We start from the raw sequence: 19,653 nt of genomic DNA, 5'->3' as shown, positions 1-19,653 counted from the left end.
GGAGGTTTTGCTGTTTGCCCCTTTTTTCGTTGTCTGAGAGTGCAGCGCCGGTGCGGTGGTAGGGTTTTTGGTCCCCCTCCCCTGTTCGGCGCCGGTGGTCCCGCCCCCCCACAGCGAGTTCTGGAAATACAGCTTGCCGGTCGTGTCGGCGTCGCAGTTGGCCTCGCCCGGTGCGCAGGTGGCGGCGTGACGCACCACCAGTACGTCGGTATTGGCGCGCTTGCTGCCCAACACACAGGTGCCGGGCGCGGCGTCGCCGCTCTGGACCGGAATACCGATCAGGCTTTGGATATAGGAAAAGTTCCAGTTGCCTGCGTTGTGGGCCAGGCAGGGATCAGGCACCACGTCCGGCGTATCGTTAGGCACGCCGGTCCAGTTGACGTCATCGAACTGGGGCACGAACTGGCTCCAGAAGCCGGCGTGCACTAGGTCGTTTTCCAGCAACTGCACGGCAAAGCGGCCGTTCTCGATCTGGCTGTTGGACTTAATCATCTCGTTGTTCGACCTCGACACGTTAATAAACATGGCGCTCAGCGCGACCAGAATCAACAGACTAATCGTCACCGACACCATCAGCTCGACCAGCGAAAAGCCGCCATGATGGCGCCGCTCGGCTAGCGCGGGCAAGGCAGGATAGAGGTGCTTCATAGCGGGGCAATCCGGACGATGGTGGTGACGGTGCGGCGGCAAGCGTCGGCCCTGCACGTCGATGCGGCGGCGCCGTCGTACAAATCCTTACCGCACGCCACGCTTGCCGGCGGCGCCGACACGGCCGCCAGTCCCTGCCAAGCGACCGTGATCATGTATTCGTTGCCGCCAAGACTTTCGACGCAGCCGCGACCGCCAATCATCACGCCAACTTTGCTGGTTCCCGATTTTTCGGCCGCGCCTTGCAGGGCGCCGCACCACTGGCGCGCATCGCGCTGTTGCAAGGTGGCAGAGGTGGTCGGGCAAGTCATGCCGGCGCCCAGCGGCGCCGTCGCGCCGGTCAAGTAATCGGCGGCGAAATTGCGGTTCACTTCAAAGCGGCGCGCCATGTCCTCCAGCAGAATCATCGCCTGGACACGCTGGTAACTCTCCATTTCCGATATATGCATCCGTATTTGCAAGCCCGCCAGTCCTAACAGGCCCATGGCCAGAATCACGATCGTCACCAGCACCTCCAGCAAGGTGCTGCCGCCCTGCGAACGATGGTGGCCGTAGGGGCGCATACCTACCACTTCGCCGCTGGCAATTTGACGCCGGTGTTGCTGAGCGACAGCGGGCCGTCGGCCCGTTGCGCGCCGATTGCGGTGAAGCTAATGGTGAAGCCGGGCAGTCCGGTGCTGGTGGTGGTGACGTCGTAGGTGTAATTTGCCGCCACATCGGCGGGCAAGGCAAAACCGTTGGCCACCAGGGTCGCCTTGTCCGCGTACGCGCGATTGGCCAGCATGAACTGCTCTTCGCGGTTGGCCATATCCAGCATTTGCGCCTGCGCCGCAGCACGCTTCCCACGCAACACGTGTTGTGTATACGACGGTATGGCGATGGCTGTCAGGATGCCTATGATGACGAGGGCGATCATCAGTTCGACCAAGGTAAATCCGCGCTGCGCGCCGCCTGCTGCTGGCAATTGCTTCTTCATGACTAGCCTCCTGATGAGGGGATGCCGATGACCAGTTCGATTGCTAAAAAACTTCTCCAGCCCGACTGGCTTTTTCCCGTAAGAAACAATATCACAGGGAGCTGACATTTTCCTGAAGAAATACTGACAAATTCCTGACAACGACAATTTCGCTCGCGGCAGCAGCGGCGATAGCCTTCCGCCCATAGGGCCGGCCCGCGCAAGGTCGATTAACGGCGGCACCCGGCGCCGGCGCCTATTTGACGCGCTGCTTCTCCAGCTTGCGCGCCAGCGTGCGCCGGTGCATACCCAACCTGCGCGCCGTTTCGGAAATATTGAAGTCGGTTTCCGCCAGCATCTTGTGGATGCGCTCCCATTCCAGCGTCTTGATCGACGTCGCGCGGTTCGTCAGGTCGACGTCGACCTCGCTGACGGCGACGCCGCTGCCGCTCATCTGGCCGAAGGCTTCCTCGATGTCGTCGGTGTTGGACGGCTTGGCCAGGTACTGGCAAGCGCCCAGCTTGATGGCGGCGACCGCCGTGGCGATGCTGGCGAAGCCGGTCAACACCACGATCAGCATGGCCGGGTCGTGCTTGTGCAGCAATTCGACGCAGGCCAACCCGGACGTGGTGCCCTTCAGCTTCAGGTCGACGACGGCGTAGCCGGGCGTGTGCCGCAGCAGCACGGCGGCGGCCTCGTCGAGGTTTTCGGCGAACAGCACGCGGTAGCCGCGCCGCTCGAACGAGCGCCCCAGCGTGCGCGCGAAGGCGGCGTCGTCCTCGATCAGCAATAGCAGGCGTTCAGTCGACATGGGCGTCCTCCGCCAGTCGGATCGCCGCCAGCGGCAGCGTCAATTCGACTTGCGCGCCGCCCCCGGCCAGGTTGTGCGCCGTGACGGTGCCGCCCAGGGTGCGCGCGACGTTGACCACCAGGAACAGCCCGAGGCCGCCGCCCGGCCTGCCCTTGCTCGATTGGTAGGGTTTGCCGAATTGCGCCAGCATCGCCGGCGCGAAACCGCGGCCGACGTCGCTGATCGACAGGATCAAGGAGTCGGCCTCGCGCTTCGCTTCCAGCTTGACCCACTTGGGCGACGCCTCCAAGGCGTTGTCGAGCACGTTGCAAATCATTTGTTTCAGGGCCGAGTCGAACACCACCGGCAGATCCTGCTCGATGCGGTTTTCGTAGAGGAAGGTGTCGACCGGCCGGCTGCCGCGCCATTCCTCGGCCAGGTCGTCGAGGAAGATACCGATGGTGGTTTTCACCGACGATTCGCCGCGCGCTTCGCCGGCCGACAGCAGGATGCCGCTGACGATGCTTTTGCAGCGCTTCAGCTGGGCCTGCATTTCGCCGATTTCTTCGATCAATTCCGGGTTTTGGCTGAATTCGGGCATGCGCCGCCAGTCGCCCAGGATCACCGACAGGGTCGCCAGCGGGGTGCCGAGTTCGTGCGCCGCGCCCGACGCCAGCAGCCCCATGCGCACGATGTGCTCCTCTTCGGCCGCGCGTTGGCGCAGGTGGGCCAGTTGGGCGGCGCCGGCGCGCTGGTTGCGGGTAATGCGGGTGATGAAGACGACCAGCAAGGCGGCGATCAGGGCGAAGCAGATGAGCACGCCCTGGAGGTACAGGCTGGCGATGCCGCGTTCGGGGTCGAACGGCAGCGCCAGCGGACGGGAGAAGCGCGCCAGCCCCGCCAGGCAGGCGCTGGTGATGACGACGATGGTCCAGGTCGACCAGGCTTCGAGCAGTACGGCGCTGAGCGTCACCTGCAGCAGGAACAGGAAGGCGAACGGGTTGCTGGTGCCGCCGGTCAGGTAGAGCTGGGTGGTCAGGCTGGCGACATCGACCAGCAAGGCGAAGAACAGTTCGCCGTTGGCGACGACGCGCCGTTCATGCCAGCGCAGTTGACTGGCGATGTTGAAGGCGACCAGGCAGGCCAGCACTTGCAGCAATTCCGGCATCGGCAATTTGATGCCGAAGCCCAGGCTGACGCAGGCAATGGTGGTGATTTGCCCGCACACGGCGATCCAACGCAACTGTATTAGTTGGAGCATGTTTTTGTGGCCGGCGGCGTGGCTTGGGGCCGCCGGCGGCGTGGCTGCTTCTTTGCCGCCGTCTGGGGGGGCCGTGGTTTCTTTGTTGCTGTGCATCGTAGCTTTCTTGGTCGGGCAGGCGCTGGGGGCTCGGGGACGCGCCAACGAACGCCGGGTTGCACTGCGCCAACCCGACCGACGGCGCCTCGGACGCCTCATTCCAATATGGCGTTGCGGCGCCGTTCCAGGCGCACGACCCAGACGCAGGCCCCGACCAGCATCATAGCAAGAGCGTACCAAGTTAGCGCGTAGACCAGGTGGTTATTCTGGAAGGCGATGACGGTTAAGCCGCCGACCGGACGTTCCCGCCCCGCCCCGGCCGCCGACTTGGCGTCGGCGTCGATGAAGTAGGGGGCGACGCGCGCGAGTTGGCGCGCGGCGGCGATGGCGGCAACGTCGCGCGAGTGCCAGCGGTTGCCGGCCGCATCGTTTTGCCGCAGGAAGGCGCCGCCCGGCTCGCTGATGCGCAGCAGGCCGGTGACGACGACCGGCTCGCCGGCGGCGCTGGCCGGGTCGCAAACGGCCGGCGCCGGCGTCTGCGCCGCCACGGGGCGCTCGCCGGCGCGCGGCGCGATGAAGCCGCGGTTGATGAGGACGATGTTGCCGTCGGCGCCGCACAGCGGCGTCAGCAGCCAGAAGCCGGCGCCCAGCCCGGTGGTTGCCTGCACGCGCACGCTCAGACCATGCAGCAGGGCGCCGGCCACGCGCACGCGGCGGTATTCGTCGCTGGCCGCCGTGACCTGGGACCAGCGCTCGGGGCCGGGCGCGGGCGCCGGGGCGGCGCGCACGCGCTGTTCGACGCGTTCGATCAGCGCCAGTTTCCATTGCAGCCGTTGCAATTGCCAGGTGCCCAGCGCGAGCAAGCCGGCGCAGGCCAGCCCGGCGAGCAGCGCCAGGACGATGCGTAAAAAAGCCGGGCGCGGACGCGCGCGGGCGCCCGGCCCGGCCGGGGTGGCGGCCGGGCCTGTCATTCGGCCGCCGCCGGGTGGCGCACTCATGGCATCGTGCGCATGTCGCTCATGTCGTGCGGGGTCTCATGCATCATGCCCGGCATCATGTTGTGGTTCAGGTGGTACATGACCCAGATCGAACCGGCCAGCATGATGACGACCAGCATGATGGTGAAGATCAGCGCCAGCATCGACCAGCCCCCCTCGGACTTGGTGTTCATGTGCAGGAAGTAGATCATGTGGACGACGATTTGCACGGCGGCGAAGCCGAGCAGCACCAGCCCGGCGGTGCCGGAGTTGTCGAATACCTTGCCCATCACCAGCCAGAACGGGATGGCGGTCAACACCACCGACAGCAGGAAGCCGATGGCGTAGGTTTTCAGGCTGCCGTGGCTGGCGCCGTCGTCGTGGCCGTCGTCGTGGCCGTGGCCGGCGGAATGTTCGTGATGCTCGCTCATGGCAAGACTCCCATCAGGTAGACAAAGGTGAAGACGCCGATCCAGATGACGTCCAGGAAATGCCAGAACATCGACAGGCACATCAGGCGGCGGCCGTTTTCGGGCGTCAAGCCGTGCTTGCCGAGCTGGCACATCAACGTGATCAGCCAGACGATGCCGAACGTCACGTGCAAGCCGTGCGTGCCGACCAGGGCGAAGAACGCGGTCAGGAAGCCGCTGCGCTGCGGGCCGGCGCCTTCGTGGATCAGGTGGGCGAACTCGTACAGTTCCAGGCCGAGGAAGCAGGCGCCCAGCACGCCGGTCACGCCCAGCCACAGCAGGGTGCTGCGCAGGCGTTTCTTTTGCATCTCCAGCATGGCGAAGCCGTAGGTGATCGACGAGAACAGCAGGAAGGCGGTGTTCAGCGCCACCAGCGGCAGGTCGAACAGTTCGGCGCCGGACGGGCCGCCGGCGTAGTTGCGCCCCAGCACGGCGTAGACGGCGAACAGGCAGGCGAAGATCAGGCAATCGCTCATCAGGTACAGCCAGAAGCCGAGCAAGGTGCCGTTTTCCGGATGGTGTTCGTGCACGTAGTAGCGCGGGCCGGCGGCGGCGCCGCCCGGGGTGGAGGTGGCAAGTGGGGTCATGGCGTCACGCATAGGTTTCCAGCATACGGGTGCGAGCCTCTTCCGTGCGGGCGACCTGCTCCGCCGGAATGTAGAAGTCGCGTTGATAGTTGAAGGTGTGGACGATGATGGCGGCCAGCATCACCACGAAGGCGACGCCGCCGACCAGCCACATCTGCCAGATCAGCGCGAAGCCGCACACCGCGCTGAGCGCCGCGACGACGAAGCCGGCGCCGGTGTTTTTCGGCATGTGGATCGCCGCGTAGCCCTGCAGCGGCCGCGCGTACTGGTTCTTCTTCATGTCGGCCCAGGTGTCGTTGTCGTGCACGCGCGGGGTGAAGGCGAAGTTATAGTCGGGCGGCGGCGACGAGGTCGACCATTCCAGCGTGCGGCCGTCCCACGGGTCGCCGCTGAAGTCGCGCAACTGTTCGCGGCGCATGTAGCTGACGACGAACTGGACGATCATCGAGACGATGCCGAACAGGATCAGCACGGCGCCCAGGGCGGCGATTTGGAACCAGATTTGCAGCGACGGGTCTTCGAAGTGGCCGACGCGGCGCGTCACGCCCATCAGGCCGAGCACGTACAGCGGCATGAAGGCGACGTAGAAGCCAATGGTCCAGAACCAGAACGAGCACTTGCCCCAGAACTCGTCGAGCTTGTAGCCGAAGGCTTTCGGGAACCAGTAGTTGATGCCGGCGAACAGGCCGAACAGCACGCCGCCGATGATGACGTTGTGGAAGTGGGCGATCAGGAACAGGCTGTTGTGCAGCACGAAGTCGGCCGGCGGCACCGCCAGCAGCACGCCGGTCATGCCGCCGATGACGAAGGTGATCATGAACGCGATGGTCCACATCATCGGCAACTCGAAGCGGATGCGCCCGCGGTACATGGTAAACAGCCAGTTGAAGATCTTCGCGCCGGTCGGAATCGAGATGATCATCGTCGTGATGCCGAAGAAGGAGTTGACGCTGGCGCCCGAGCCCATGGTGAAGAAGTGGTGCAACCAGACCAGGTAGGACAGGATGGTGATGACGACGGTGGCGTAGACCATCGAGGTGTAGCCGAACAGGCGCTTGCCGCAGAAGGTCGACACCACTTCGGAGAAGATGCCGAAGGCCGGCAGGATCAGGATGTAGACTTCGGGGTGGCCCCAGATCCAGATCAGGTTGACGTACATCATGGCGTTGCCGCCCATGTCGTTGGTGAAGAAGTTGGTGCCGACCATGCGGTCCAGCGACAGCATGCCCAGCACGGCCGTCAGGACCGGGAAGGCGGCGACGATGAGCACGTTGGTGCACAGCGAGGTCCAGGTAAACACCGGCATCTTCATCATGCTCATGCCGGGCGCGCGCATTTTGACGATGGTGGCGATCAGGTTGATGCCCGACAGCAGCGTACCCACCCCGGCGATCTGCAGCGACCAGATATAGTAGTCGACGCCGACGTCGGGGCTGGCCAGGATGCCCGACAGCGGCGGATACGCCAGCCAGCCGGTGCGGGCGAATTCGCCGACGAACAGCGAGGCCATCGTCAGGCCGCCGCCGAACGCGGTCATCCAGAAGCTGAAGTTGTTCAAGAAGGGGAAGGCGACGTCGCGCGCGCCGATCTGCAGCGGCACGACGTAGTTCATCAGCCCGGTCACCAGCGGCATGGCGACGAAGAAAATCATGATCACGCCGTGGGCGGTGAAGATCTGGTCGTAGTGGTGCGGCGGCAGGAAGCCGGCCGAGTCGCCGAAGGCGAACGCCTGCTGGGCGCGCATCATCAGGGCGTCGGCGAAGCCGCGCAGCAGCATGACCAGGCCGAAGACCATGTACATGATGCCGATTTTCTTGTGGTCGATGCTGGTGATCCAGTCGCGCCACAAGGTGCCCCACAGGCGGTAGCGGGTCAGCAGGCCCAGGATGGCCACGCCGCCCAGCGCCACCATGGCGAACGTCGCCAGCAGGATGGGCTCGTGCAGCGGGATCGCGTCCCAGCTCAGGCGGCCGAAGACGAGCTTCGTCATATCGATATGCTCAGACATTATTGTTTCTTCACTGAAGTGGTTGGCGTGGTTGGCGTGACGCAGATGTCGGCCCCGGCGGCGGCCAGCGTGGCGGCGGCGCCGTTGCCGTTGCCGCTTAGCTTGGCGACGGCCGCTTTGATCTTGCCGCGGTTGGCGTCGGCGGCCATCATGGTGTTCATACAGACCGCGTCGAGGTCGACGCAGCGGTTGACGATGGCGTCGAACAGGCCGGCCTCGACCGAGCCGTAGCGGCGCACCGGATCGCGCTCGCTAGGCTTTTCCAGCACCTGGTAGCCGGCGCGGTCGAGCTTGGCGGTGCCGCCCCTGGTGGCCTGCACCCAGCGCTCGAAGTCGGCCGGCGCCATACCGTGGAACTTGAAGCGCATGTCCGAGAAGCCGGCGCCGCTGTAGTTGGCGGAAAAACCGTCGAACACGCCCGCCTGGTTGATGACGGCGTTGAGCGTCGTTTCCATGCCCGGCATGGCGTAGATCTGGCCGGCCAGCGCCGGAATGTAGAAGGAATTCATCACGTTCGAGGCGCTGATCTTGAAGCGCACCGGCACGTCGACCGGCGCGGCCAGCACGTTCACGGTGGCGATGCCCAGGTCGGGATAAATGAACAGCCATTTCCAGTCCAGCGCCACCACCTGCACGTTGAGCGGCTTGACGCCGGCGGCGACCGGGCGGTTGGCGTCGAGGCGTTGCAAGGGCCGGTACGGGTCCAGCGTATGGGTGCTGATCCAGGTCAGCAGGCCCAGCGCGATAATGATCAACAGCGGCGCGCCCCAGATCACCAGTTCCAGCGCGGTGGAATGGTCCCAGTCCGGCGCATAGGTGGCCCCGGTATTACCCTTGCGATAACGCCAGGCGAACAGCACCGTCAAGGCGATGACGGGAACGATGATAATCAGCATCAACAAGGTCGATACGACGATCAGCTTACCCTGCTGGGCGGCGACGTCGCCGGACGGATTCATGACCACCGTGTTGCAACCAGCCAGCAAAACAAGGGGTAACAAGGTGGCACCGCGGCGAATTAGTGATGTAGTCATGCGGTTTGTGCCCTACAAAGGGTGAGGAATATGTTACTGTAACTTGACCGCGCCCCCCTGGCGATTGGACACTTTGTCCTACCCTGCGCGCCACCCGGGCCGGCATATTGACAGACTGAACCAATTTGAGAGACGCTGACTATGTCAACAATGGATACACACAGCGGGCACGTCCCATCTGACTTCCCTCCCCGCGCCGCCGCCGACGACGCCCGCCGCATCAACGCCGACCACGGCAAGATCGCCCCGGGCGAGATCGCCATCGGCGTGGTCATCGGCCGCGCGTCGGAGTATTTCGACTTCTTCGTCTACGCCATCGCCTCGGTGCTGGTGTTCCCGTCGGTGTTCTTCCCCTTCGCCGACCGGCTCGACGGCACGCTGTACGCGTTCACCATCTTCGCCTTCGCCTTCGTCGCCCGGCCGTTCGGCACCATCGCCTCGATGGCGATCCAGCGGCGCTTCGGGCGAGAAGCCAAACTGACGCTGGCGCTGTTCCTGCTCGGCATCTCCACCGCCGGCATCGCCTTCCTGCCGACCTATTCCCACCTGGGCGGCGCGGCCATCGTGCTGTTGGCGCTGCTGCGCATCGGCCAGGGCCTGGCGCTGGGCGGTTCCTGGGACGGCCTGCCGTCGTTGCTGGCGCTGAACGCGCCGCCGCAACGGCGCGGCTGGTACGCCATGCTGGGCCAATTGGGCGCGCCGGTCGGCTTCGTTATCGCCGCCGGCCTGTTCTGGTACCTGCTGTCGGCCGTCTCCACCGCCGACTTCCTCGACTGGGGCTGGCGCTATCCGTTTTACGTCGCCTTCGCCATCAACGTCGTGGCGCTGTTCGCGCGCCTGCGCCTGGTCTCGACCGAGGAATACTCGCATCTGCTCGAAGAGCGCGAGCTGCAACCGACCAAGGTCGTTGAAATGGCCCGCACGCAGGGCGGCAACCTGGTCATCGGCGCGCTGGCGGCGCTGGCCAGCTACGCGCTGTTCCACCTGGTGACGGTGTTCCCGCTGTCGTGGATCGTGCTGTACTCGACGCGCTCGGCCGGCGACTTCCTGCTGGTGCAGATGCTGGGCGCGGCGCTGGCGGCAGCCGGCATCGTCGCCTCCGGCCTGATCGCCGACCGGGTTGGCCGGCGCACCACACTGGCCGCGCTGGCCGGCCTGATCGCCGTCTTCAGCGGCTTCGTGCCGATGCTGATGGACGGCGGCGACCTGGGCCAGAACATCTTCATCTTGCTCGGCTTCGCCCTGCTGGGCCTGTCCTACGGCCAGGCCGCCGGCGCCGTCACCGCCAACTTCCCGGCGAAATACCGCTACACCGGCGCCGCCTTGACGTCGGACCTGGCCTGGCTGGTCGGCGCCGGCTTCGCGCCGTTGGTGGCGCTGGGCCTGTCGGCCCACTTCGGCCTGGCCTACGTCAGCGTGTATTTGCTGTCCGGCGCGGTGTGCTCGCTGGCCGCGCTCAGCCTGAACCGCGCGCTGGAAATCCGCGACTGAGAAATTCGCGGACCGGGCAAAGAGCCGGGGTCAGGCCTGAAGGTCCGGCCCCGCGGTGACGCCGTTGGTTTTCTTAACCGCTTCGCCAACGATTGAATAGTTAAAAAATAGTCTTTCAAATTATATAATTTTCGTATACTTTTCAATATCAAAATCGTACCCTCGGTGTTGTAATTCCTAACCACAACAACCAGAGGTGAGCGCCGTCGGCAACGGCGGCCTTGAAGGTTACCGCGTCACCGGCACCACCTTGGGCAATCACCAGCGCGGCATCTATCGCAGCCACGCCGACGTGGCCGACTTTTCCCTCGACGCCGGCCAGTACTGGCTGCGCTGGAGCCTGACCGGATCGCTCGGCTCGGGACCGTGGCAGCCGCCCACCTCGGACGCGCGGATCGGCGACGCCGCCCAGGCGAGCGGCGTCAACGCCCGGTTCAACACCTTGGTCGAATCCGGCTCGGGCCAAGGCGTGGAGTTGCCATTCGTCATCAACGGCACCGTCTCCGCCGTACCGGAACCGGAAGCCTATGCCATGCTGCTGGCCGGCCTGTTCATGGTCGGCGCCGTGGCGCGCCGCCGCAAGGGCGCCGCAGGCTAACGACCGGACGCCAGCCCATCGCCTGACAGCGGCCGCAAGGCCGCTGTTTTTCCTTGCGCCGCGCGATACGCCCAATGCACGCGCAATCGCGTTGGCATATGCGACAATCATGCCAATTCGCACAAGCCCGACGAGGGATGTAAACGATAGCCCTGCACATTGACAGGGTGTAACCGGGGACCGGCATTTGAATATTTTGATCGTGGCGGTCGGCAGCGCCGGCGACGTATACCCGTTCATCGCCATCGGCCAGGAACTGAAACGGCGCGGCCACGACGTCAAACTGTTCGCCGCGGCCCCGTTTCAAAGCAAGGTGGAAAACGCCGGCCTGGCGTTCCACTCCGGTTTCAGCCAAACGCACTTCGACGCGCTGGTCGCCGAAACCGAGCTGTGGCATCCGCGCAAGGGCTTGCCGATTATGCTGAAGTCGCTGGGCGCCCAGACGCGCGCCGGCTACGCGCTGTTGCTCGAACACATACGCGCGGACGACACGGTGCTCGTCGGCAGCAGCCTGGCCTTCCCGGCCCGATTGCTACAGGAAAGCCATGGCGTCAAGCTGGCCACCGTCCATCTGGCGCCGGCCTGCTTTTTTTCGGCGAGCGATCCGGCGCTGCACGGCGACATGGCCTGGCTGCGCGCCCTGCCCGCCTGGGCCGTGCGCGCGGTATTCAATCTGCTCGAACGCACACTCATCGACCCGCTGGTCGGCGCCCAACTCGCCCCTGTGCGCGCCGAGCTCGGCCTGGCGCCGGTGCGGCATATCATGGGCCGCTGGCTGCACTCGCCGCAGCGGGTCATTTGCGCCTGGCCGGCATGGTTCGCCGCGCCGAAGGCCGACTGGCCCGCCAACGCCGTCTGCACCGGCTTCCCGCGCCTGGCCGCGGCGCCCGGGCAGGCGCTGGGCGACGCTCTTCAGCGCTTCCTCGACGCCGGGCCGGCGCCGCTGGCCGCCACGCCCGGGTCGGCGATGGCGCACGGCCGGCTGTTCTTCCAGCGCGCCATCGGCGCGGCCGCGGCGCTGGGCCTGCGCGTGGTACTGGTGACGCCCTACCGCGAACAATTGCCCGAGGTGTTGCCGCCGTTCGCCCACTACGAGGCCTACGTTCCGTTCGACCTGCTGGCGCCGCGCGTGGCCGCCTTTATCCACCACGGCGGCATCGGCACCTGCGCCAACGCGCTGGCCGCCGGCAAGCCGCAACTGATCGCGCCATTCGCCTACGACCAGCCGGACAACGCCGCGCGCCTGCGCCGGCTCGGCGTCGCCGCCAGCGTGGCGCCGCGGGCGCCGCTCGAAACATGGACGCGCGCGCTGGCCGGCCTGTTGAACCAGCCCGGCACGCCGGCCGCCTGCCGGGCCATCGCCGCGCGCATGGCGCGGGAACCGTGCGCCGCCGCCCACATCGCCGATTTGATCGAAGAACTTGGCAACGCCGCACACCATGCCACTCCCCCCGCGCGCGATACCACTAAAGGAGCCTCCGCCCATGCAAGCTGACACCGCCGCGCGCACCGCGCTGGTACTGGAAACCAACAACCTGCGCGGCGGCGCCGACGCCGCCGCCAAGACCGCCGCCAGCCTGGAACGGGTGATCGGCCTGCTGGCCGGGCAAAGCCTGCCGCTGCGCGCGCTGGCCCAGGTCGTCGTCACCCACGACGGCTTGAGCGACGCCTGCCGCGCCGCCGTGACGCGGCTGGCCGGCCGCGCCGTCGACTTCGTCCGCATCGACGACGCCACCGGCTATTACGACGCCAAAAACGCCGGTTTCGCCGCCACCGACGCCGCCCGCTGCGACTACGTCGCCTTCGCCGACACCGACTGCGTGCCGGCGCCCGACTGGCTGGAGCAACTGCTGGCGCCGCTGGCCGGCGCCGACGCGCCCGCCGTCGTCGTCGGGCGCACCAGTTACGCCGCCAGCGTCGTCGGCTCGGCGCTGACCACGCTGGACTTCATGTACTTCCCCAGCCCGCTGCAAGCCGGCGCCACGCGCAATTTCTACGCCAACAACGTGGTATTCCGCCGCGACGTCTTCGCCCGGTACAACTACCAGTCGCTCAACGGCGTCTACCGCGCCCACTGCCAGGTGCTCGGCTTGCATCTGCAGCAAGCCGGCGTGGCGCTGCACTACGCGGCCGCCGCCCACACCGAGCACAAGCTGCCCGACAGCCGCTTCGAAGCGCTGAAATTGCGCTGGATGCGCGGCCAGGACACCCACGGCCTGACGCCGCACCTGGTGCGCGCCTACCTGCCCCGGTCCTTGCAATGGCTGGGCCGCAGCGGGCCGCTCGGGCCGCTGTGCGTGCTCGGCTCGCGCCTGTGCTTCAGCCTGCGCGCGCTGAACCACCAGCACCTGCCGCCGTTGCGCGGCCCGCGCTGGCTGTCCGGCGTCGCCCTGATCGCCGCGTTTTCCGCCGTCGACATGCTGGGCGCGCTGTGTCGCGGCCTCGGCTTGCGCACGTCGCCGGGCGGCGAGGACGCCGCCGCCGCGCAAGCGCTGTCCTACCACCGCCGTTGAACCGTTCGCCGTTGAGCCTTATTTTAGATTGCTTGCCATGACCCATAAACTGTCCGCACTCCCCCTCGCCCGCCACGCCATGCTGGGTTTGCTGCTGGCGCACGCCTGCGCCCTTGCCGGCGCCACCGAGTTCGCCGGCCGCGGCGTGTTCGCCTTCCCGTCCGCCAGCGGCTGCCCGCTCGCCGCGCTGACCGGCAACGCCGAGCAATGCAACCGCCTGGCGCTGGACCACGCCGAAACCCGCGCCACGCTCGACCAGGCCGAACAACTGATCCACTTCCACAACACCCGCCAATACGCCAAGAAAACCGTCGTCGGCGATGTGCTGCTGCAAGGCAGCGGCCTGAGCGAAGACGGCAAGCGCGTGCCGCTGGGCTTTCACCTGGTACTGAGCAAGTCCGGCGACAAATGGTCGACCAGCCAGCACACCCACGCGCCGGTCAAGGGCAATTTCAGCGCCGTGCAAATCGACCCGTACCAGGTCGACGTCACCGAGGCGGACGGCAAGCGCGTCGTGCTGGTGGCCGAGAAAATCACCGAAACGCTGACCCAGCCAAGCCTGGCGACGCGCCTGGCCAGCGACCTGGTGCAGGTGCGCGACAACCGCGCCAAGGACGCGCGCGACGCCGACATCACCATCGCCGTGGGCGCCGGAAAACTGTCGAAGTCGGTGATGCGGGCGCGCCTGCACAGCGACCCCGTGAACGGCGGCAACGTCGATTCGCTGCTGACGCAAGGCAGTTGGGCCTTCGAACTGGAGGCGCTGACCGGGAAAATCCCCGACGCCGTGGCGCAGCGCGAACTGTTCCTGTTCGGCTTGAGCGGCCAGCCGATGCTCAAGCCGCTGCTCGTTCGCGGCTTCAAGAAACACGAAAAACTGTCGGTCGGCGCGGTCAACGGCAAAGGTTATCTGCGCTTCGGCGACCAGCAGCAGGACTTCCCCGGCGCCGACGCGGTCGCCCGCGCCTTCCTGCAACAAAGCTTCATCGGCCTGGTGCTGGGCTGGCAACAGCTGGACGGCGGCGCGCATGCCCGCTGACACAGCCGCCTTGCCGACGGCGCCGGCCTGCGTGCGGGCGCCGCCGTTGCGCGGCTGGCCGGCGTGGCAGGCGCGGCTGGTCAACGCGATCAAGCGCGCCGCGCTGCGCCAGTTGCACGCCAGCGCCGCCGGCGAGCGGCTACTGCTGCGCATCTACCTGATCGGCGAGGAAGCCACCGAAATCGCCCTGCAACGCGAACTGATAGGCGCGCGCCCGGACTGGCTAGCGCGCCAGATGGACCAGCACCTGGCCGACGAACAGCGCCACGCGCAAGCCTTCGCCGCCGCGCTGGCCGAGCGCGGCGCGCCCCACGTCCCCGGCGAGCCGGACTGGCTGAGCCGGCGCAAGATCGGCCAGTGGCAGCGCCTGGCCAGGCGCCACGCCGGGCAGTTCGCCAGCGGCCTGCTGGTGCCGGCGTTCGCCATCGGCCTGTGCGCCGAGCAAATGGCCTCGCGCGTGCTGCAACGCCACTGCGCGTTGATCGGCCCGCGCCACCGGCTGCACCCCCTGCTATCGGGCGTGCTGGCCGACGAAGAGCGCCACGTGCGCCTGTGCAGCCACACGCTGGCGCGGCTGGTGGCGCCGCGGGAACAGCCGGCGTTGGCGGCGCTGTTGCATGAGATCCGCGGCATCGACCGCGCGTACGGCGTCACCGGCGCGCTCGGCATGTATCTGGCGGGGCTGGCCTTGCGCCTGCGTCCGGCGCGCGCTTGAGCGCGCTGCGGGTGATCTACCTGGCCACGGCGGACGCCCGCGGCCACCTGATGCGGGCGCAATTGCTGACCCACGCGCTGCGCGCCGACGGCGCCAGCGTGCAAGTGCTCACCACGTCCGACGAAGGCGCGCGTTTCCTGGCCGAATTCGGCGTCGAGTCGACCTTGCTGTCGCGCCACCACGCGGTGCAGTTCGACACCCGCCAGAACATGCTGCGCGAGGCCACCGACGCCAACGTCGCCAACTACCTGTTCCGGCCCTCGCGCATGCTGCGCGACATCGTTCGCCTGCGCGCGGCGCTGCGCTGCGCCGACCTGATCGTCAACGACTCCTTCCACCCGGCGCTGCTGTTCATGGGTTGCATGCCCTTCTGGCGCCGCAAAGTGGTGCACGTGTACGGCGCCAGCCTGCGCCATGCGCTTGAAACCAACTTCCACGGCCGCCTGCCGGGCTGGGTGGCCGGACTGTTCCGCCGCATCGTCGCCTGGCAACTCGGCGCCAGCCGCGCGCGCCTGGAGCACGACTTTTCCTACGCCAAACCGGCCGAAGGCCAGGGCGACAACTACCGCCTGCCGACGCCGGTGGCGGTGGTGCCGGCGCGGCCGCCCGCCGACGCCGCCGGCGCCAGTCGCGCGGCGGTCTACCTGAACCCGCACTTTCGCGACCCGCTGCTGGCCGAGGCGCTGGAACGGGGCTTGGCCGACGCCGGCCTGCAAACGCACCTGATCGGCGAGGGCTACGCCGGGCGCCCCGGCTGGCTGGCGCAAGACCCGGACTGGGTCGGGCGCGCCGCCGCCAGCGAGCTCATCATATCGGCGCCGGGCATGGCCGCGCTGTCGGTCGCGCTGGTCTACCACCGCCCCATCCTGCTGGTCGTGACGGAACAACCGGAGCAGCAAATCAACGCCGCCCGCGCCGCCGAACTGGGCCTGCTTCACCGCACCGTCGTCTGGCGCGGCGACGCGCCAGCGTTCGGCGCCGCCGCGCGCGAGGCTTGCCGCGAATTGCTGGCCGCCGTCAGCGCCGGCGCCCCGCCGTGCGGCCACGCCGCCGCCGCCGCGCGCCTGCAAAGCTGGGTGACGATACTGACAGCGCTGGCGCCGCCCCGCTAAATCAACGCTAACATCCGGAAAATATGCAAACCCACCTGCCACCCCACCTCAGCGAAATCCAGCCGCTCCGCGCCGTCGGCGCGCTGGCGCTGGACTGGGCCTTGATAGCCTGCTGCTTCGCCGGCGCCATCTACTTCGCCCACCCCGTCGCCTACCTGGTGGCGGCCATACTGATCGCCCGGACCCAGCTCGCCTTGGCCGTACTGATGCACGAAAGCGCCCACGGCCTGCTCACCCGCACCCGGCGCGTGAACGACTTCGTCGGCCAGGTGTTCACGGCGGCGCCCTTGATGCTGTCGATGTTCTCCTACCGCACCGGCCACATGCGGCACCACCGCGCGCCGATGGCCGGCAACGACCCGGTCGCGGTGGTGTTCGGCATCGCCGACTACCCGGTGCCCAGAAAGGAACTGGCGTGGCGCCTGTTCAAGGACCTCACCAGCATCGGCTACTTCCTCAGCGTACGCGACTTCATGGGCGGCAAGTACCGCGACGTCATGCCCAAAGGCCCGTCACAGCCGGCGACCGGCGCCTTCGTGCTGGCCTCCATCGTCGTCAGCAATGGTATTTTGCTGGGCGCGCTGGCCGCCGCCGGCCACCCTGGCCTGTACCTCGGCCTGTGGATACTGCCCGCGCTGACGCTGCTACAAGTGTTCGCGCGCGTACGCGCCATCACCGAGCACGCCGGCTACCCCGAAACAAAAGACCAGACCCAAAACGCCAGGTCGGTGGTCCGGCCGAGCTGGCAAACCTTCTTTTTCGGCCCGCACGCCATCCATTACCACATCGAACACCACCAACACGTGCGCGCGCCCTTCTACCATTTGCAGGAAGTCCACGAGGTCATGAAAGCCCAGGGCGTCCTGCCGACCGCAAACCTGTATCGCGGCTATGCGCAAGTGTTAAGGGACGTCACCACCTAATTAGCCCAGTTGCCGGTAGAAATAGGTGGTGTCGCACGGCTCGCCGTTCGGCAGCAGCGCATAGCCCGGCACCATGCCGCAGCGCCGCCAACCGAGCCGGGCGTAGAGCCGCTCGGCGTCGCCGCTGGCCGTGTCCAGCACCAGTAAGGACTTGCCGCACGCGCGCGCCGCCTGCTCGGCCGCCTGCATCAAGGCCTCGCCCAGACCGCGCCGACGCGCGCGGCTCAGCACCAGCATCTTCGACAAATCGGCGCGGTGCGGTTGATTCTCCGGCTGCGCCAATACCAGTTGCACCGTGCCGACGATGCCGTCGGCGTCGTCCGCCACCAGCAATGCGCGCTCGCCGCGGGCCACGGCGTCGGCCACCTGGCGCCAAAACGCCAACGCCCGCTCCATCGACAAGGGTTGCATGAAGCTCACCGACGCGCCGTGCTCTACGCAATCGATCAACAACTCGGCCAGCGCCTGTATTTCCAGCGCGGACACCGTCTGCAGGCGGCGAATGCGATGCTGTGGTGCTGGGTTCGGCATATTATCTCCAGGATGTGGGCATGGTGGTGATGACGACGGCGTAGCGGGCGCCCGTCAGGGTCGGATTGTGGAACGCCACGGGCCGGTCCAACAGCAGCGCCAGGCAGTCGCCGGTGCCGAGGCGATGTCGCTCGTCGCCGACGCTGACGTCGATGGAACCCTCCAGCACCCACACCTGTTGGTGGATCTGGCTGGCCCGGGCGCCGGTTTCATAGGCCACGCGCGCCTGCGCCGGAAACGCCACCTCGACAATCTGGATCGGCGACGCCATCGCGCGCGCCGGGCTAGATGTTGTGGGCGCGCTTCAAGTGCATCGGCAGCAACCACCATATGCACAGGATTAGCGTGCCCATGACCCCGGTGGCGATATAGCCGACGCCGCCGCCAAACACTTCGGAGATCACCAGGTTGGTGCCCAGCACCAGCGCGAAGGCCAGGGTTAGCGATCCGACGACGATTTGCCGGGTCGCCACCCGTTTGAAGCGGGCGCGGTCGTTGAGCGGACGCATCAGGCGGTGTTGGATCGCCGGCGCGCTGAGCAATATCAGGCTGCTCAGGGCGAAGAAGAAGGTTGCGAGGAACACGTATTTTTCAGCCTGTACGATGTGGCGGAAGCCGCCGTTGAACGGCAGGATGATCAGGAACGCCGTCAGCATCTGCGCGCCGGGCAGCAAGATGCGCAGTTCGCTGAGCATGTCGGAAAAGTCGCCGTCGTCGTTCAGGTCGGCGGGGCTGTCGGCGTCGATCAACGGCGACGGTTGAATATGCGGCATGGCGCTTCTCAAAAAATGGACGTGTGGTGATTATACGGGCGCGTTATTGGAACGTCGCGTCCGTTCAAGCGGCCCCCGCCCGGGCCGGTAGCGAGGCCTTCATTCGCACCGCGAACCGGCCGCCGCCGGCGTTCCGGCGCAGGATTGCTGTCATTCCGCTACAATGTCGCCTGCGCCATCATTTCAAGCGGGCGCCATAGCCGGGCCGTTGAACAGCGATTTGCCAGATTTCGCGCGCGCGCGCCGGTGCCCTCACTTTTTTAGCCCAGCAGAATTATGGAACCATCATGAGCTCGATGAACGAAGAGCGCGTATTAAGCGTGCACCACTGGACAGACACTCTGTTCTCTTTCACAACGACGCGCGACCCAGCGTTGCGTTTCTCCAACGGTCACTTCACCATGATCGGCCTGCGCGTCGACGGCAAGCCGCTGCTGCGCGCCTACAGCATCGCCAGCGCCAACTACGAAGACCATCTGGAGTTTTTCAGCATCAAGGTGCCAGGCGGACCGTTGACGTCGCGCCTGCAGCATCTGCAGGTCGGCGACGCGGTGATTGTCGGCCGCAAGCCGACCGGCACCCTGGTGGCCGACTACCTGCTGCCGGGCAAGCGCCTGTACATGCTGTCGACCGGCACCGGCCTGGCGCCGTTCATGAGCATCGTGCGCGACCCCGATATCTATGACAAGTTCGACCAGCTGATCCTGGTCCACGGCGTGCGCCAGGTCGAAGAATTGGCCTACCACGACTTGCTGGTAGAGCATTTGCCGAACCACGAGTTCCTCGGCGACATGATTTCGAGCAAGCTGCGCTACTACCCGACGGTCACCCGCGAAGCCTACCGCAACACCGGCCGCGTCACCGATCTGATCGAGAGCGGCAAGCTGTTCGAAGACCTGGGCGTGCCGGCGCTGGACCCGGCGGTCGACCGCATCATGATCTGCGGCAGCTCCGACATGCTGCGCGACTTGAAGGACATGCTGGAAACGCGCGGCTTTAAAGAGGGCAACACCTCGACGCCGGGCGACTTCGTCATCGAACGGGCTTTCGCCGAGAAGTAAGCAAGCTGCGCCATGCCGGCGCGGGGGTGGGGGGCACCACGGGAGCACTGCCCAACCCCCCATCCACCCCACGCCCCGTTAACCTTTACCCCCAACCCACAAACCTCCACACCCGGGGCACGACCCCT

The 19,653-nt window shown here is 66.6% G+C and carries 21 protein-coding genes and 1 pseudogene; 9 read left to right on the top strand and 13 right to left on the bottom strand.

All coding sequences use genetic code 11. From position 1 onward, the window contains the following. From ACFDR9_RS21620 to cyoA, 10 genes are all read right to left on the bottom strand, one after another. A partial coding sequence (locus ACFDR9_RS21620) for a PilW family protein (protein WP_409032295.1) occupies positions 1-648 on the bottom strand: 648 nt, incomplete at its 3' end. Then, positions 645-1,211: a prepilin-type N-terminal cleavage/methylation domain-containing protein gene (locus ACFDR9_RS21615; protein WP_409032294.1), complete on the bottom strand. Its 567-nt coding sequence runs from the start codon at positions 1,209-1,211 to the stop codon at positions 645-647. The genes ACFDR9_RS21620 and ACFDR9_RS21615, both read right to left, overlap by 4 nt. A 2-nt stretch (positions 1,212-1,213) precedes the next feature. After that, the gene (locus ACFDR9_RS21610) at positions 1,214-1,624 is read right to left on the bottom strand and encodes a type IV pilin protein (protein ID WP_409032293.1); all 411 of its coding nucleotides are present in this window, start codon (positions 1,622-1,624) and stop codon (positions 1,214-1,216) included. Positions 1,625-1,859: 235 nt separating this feature from the next. Further along, the gene (locus ACFDR9_RS21605) at positions 1,860-2,414 is read right to left on the bottom strand and encodes a response regulator transcription factor (RefSeq protein ID WP_026132724.1); all 555 of its coding nucleotides are present in this window, start codon (positions 2,412-2,414) and stop codon (positions 1,860-1,862) included. Then, on the bottom strand, positions 2,404-3,750 hold the full coding sequence (locus ACFDR9_RS21600; RefSeq protein WP_017876034.1) for an ATP-binding protein: 1,347 nt from the start codon (positions 3,748-3,750) through the stop codon (positions 2,404-2,406). The genes ACFDR9_RS21605 and ACFDR9_RS21600 overlap by 11 nt, the downstream gene beginning before the upstream one ends. A gap of 98 nt (positions 3,751-3,848) precedes the next feature. Continuing rightward, positions 3,849-4,664, bottom strand: a complete 816-nt coding sequence (locus ACFDR9_RS21595) for an SURF1 family protein (protein ID WP_409032292.1) — start codon at positions 4,662-4,664, stop codon at positions 3,849-3,851. Positions 4,665-4,687: 23 nt separating this feature from the next. Further along, complete coding sequence (gene cyoD / locus ACFDR9_RS21590; RefSeq protein ID WP_409032291.1) at positions 4,688-5,101, bottom strand: cytochrome o ubiquinol oxidase subunit IV; 414 nt, start codon at positions 5,099-5,101, stop codon at positions 4,688-4,690. Continuing rightward, positions 5,098-5,727, bottom strand: coding sequence for a cytochrome o ubiquinol oxidase subunit III (gene cyoC, locus ACFDR9_RS21585; protein ID WP_017876037.1), 630 nt, complete (start codon positions 5,725-5,727; stop codon positions 5,098-5,100). The genes cyoD and cyoC overlap by 4 nt, the downstream gene beginning before the upstream one ends. Positions 5,728-5,731: 4 nt before the next feature. Next, entirely contained in the window at positions 5,732-7,735 is a 2,004-nt protein-coding gene (gene cyoB / locus ACFDR9_RS21580) for a cytochrome o ubiquinol oxidase subunit I (RefSeq protein ID WP_409032290.1), read from the bottom strand. Next, positions 7,735-8,769, bottom strand: a complete 1,035-nt coding sequence (cyoA, locus tag ACFDR9_RS21575; RefSeq protein WP_409032289.1) for a ubiquinol oxidase subunit II — start codon at positions 8,767-8,769, stop codon at positions 7,735-7,737. Before cyoA ends, cyoB begins: the two co-directional genes overlap by 1 nt. Positions 8,770-8,919: 150 nt before the next feature. Between cyoA and ACFDR9_RS21570 the strand changes: the two genes are divergently transcribed. The 8 genes and pseudogenes from ACFDR9_RS21570 to ACFDR9_RS21535 all read left to right on the top strand — a co-directional run bounded on the left by ACFDR9_RS21570 (position 8,920) and on the right by ACFDR9_RS21535 (position 17,160). Then, positions 8,920-10,260: an MFS transporter gene (locus ACFDR9_RS21570; protein WP_409032288.1), complete on the top strand. Its 1,341-nt coding sequence runs from the start codon at positions 8,920-8,922 to the stop codon at positions 10,258-10,260. A 490-nt stretch (positions 10,261-10,750) separates the two neighbouring features. Further along, positions 10,751-10,858 (top strand): annotated as a pseudogene (locus ACFDR9_RS21565) (PEP-CTERM sorting domain-containing protein); the annotation flags it as partial. 187 nt (positions 10,859-11,045) lie between these two features. After that, positions 11,046-12,353 (top strand): glycosyltransferase, encoded by a 1,308-nt coding sequence (locus tag ACFDR9_RS21560; protein ID WP_409032287.1) that lies wholly within the window; start codon positions 11,046-11,048, stop codon positions 12,351-12,353. Next, entirely contained in the window at positions 12,343-13,371 is a 1,029-nt protein-coding gene (locus ACFDR9_RS21555; RefSeq protein ID WP_017876043.1) for a glycosyltransferase family 2 protein, read from the top strand. Before ACFDR9_RS21560 ends, ACFDR9_RS21555 begins: the two co-directional genes overlap by 11 nt. 37 nt (positions 13,372-13,408) lie before the next feature. Beyond that, the gene (locus ACFDR9_RS21550) at positions 13,409-14,410 is read left to right on the top strand and encodes a hypothetical protein (RefSeq protein ID WP_017876044.1); all 1,002 of its coding nucleotides are present in this window, start codon (positions 13,409-13,411) and stop codon (positions 14,408-14,410) included. After that, positions 14,400-15,125, top strand: coding sequence for a hypothetical protein (locus tag ACFDR9_RS21545; RefSeq protein ID WP_035787565.1), 726 nt, complete (start codon positions 14,400-14,402; stop codon positions 15,123-15,125). The genes ACFDR9_RS21550 and ACFDR9_RS21545 overlap by 11 nt, the downstream gene beginning before the upstream one ends. After that, entirely contained in the window at positions 15,122-16,237 is a 1,116-nt protein-coding gene (locus tag ACFDR9_RS21540) for a hypothetical protein (RefSeq protein WP_409032286.1), read from the top strand. Before ACFDR9_RS21545 ends, ACFDR9_RS21540 begins: the two co-directional genes overlap by 4 nt. Before the next feature lie 23 nt (positions 16,238-16,260). Next, complete coding sequence (locus tag ACFDR9_RS21535) at positions 16,261-17,160, top strand: fatty acid desaturase family protein (protein ID WP_409032285.1); 900 nt, start codon at positions 16,261-16,263, stop codon at positions 17,158-17,160. On the opposite strand, the gene ACFDR9_RS21530 is transcribed toward ACFDR9_RS21535, so the two are convergent. The 3 genes from ACFDR9_RS21530 to ACFDR9_RS21520 are packed head-to-tail and all read right to left on the bottom strand — an operon-like array spanning position 17,161 to position 18,464. Beyond that, positions 17,161-17,691, bottom strand: coding sequence for a GNAT family N-acetyltransferase (locus tag ACFDR9_RS21530; protein WP_026132727.1), 531 nt, complete (start codon positions 17,689-17,691; stop codon positions 17,161-17,163). Between the two features lies 1 nt (position 17,692). Continuing rightward, positions 17,693-17,962: a cupin domain-containing protein gene (locus tag ACFDR9_RS21525; RefSeq protein WP_017876049.1), complete on the bottom strand. Its 270-nt coding sequence runs from the start codon at positions 17,960-17,962 to the stop codon at positions 17,693-17,695. A gap of 13 nt (positions 17,963-17,975) precedes the next feature. After that, complete coding sequence (locus ACFDR9_RS21520) at positions 17,976-18,464, bottom strand: DUF6328 family protein (protein ID WP_017876050.1); 489 nt, start codon at positions 18,462-18,464, stop codon at positions 17,976-17,978. Between the two features lie 287 nt (positions 18,465-18,751). On the opposite strand from ACFDR9_RS21520, the gene ACFDR9_RS21515 reads away from it, so the two are divergent. After that, positions 18,752-19,525 carry a ferredoxin--NADP reductase gene (locus ACFDR9_RS21515; RefSeq protein ID WP_026132728.1) on the top strand — a complete coding sequence of 258 codons (774 nt, stop codon included), beginning with the start codon at positions 18,752-18,754 and terminating at the stop codon, positions 19,523-19,525. Positions 19,526-19,653: the final 128 nt, after the last annotated feature.

This window comes from Janthinobacterium sp. CG_23.3 (assembly GCF_046115965.1).
Classification (GTDB): Bacteria; Pseudomonadota; Gammaproteobacteria; order Burkholderiales; family Burkholderiaceae_D; genus Janthinobacterium.
Note: the sequence above shows the minus strand (reverse complement) of the source record. Positions and strands in the feature narration are given on the sequence as shown.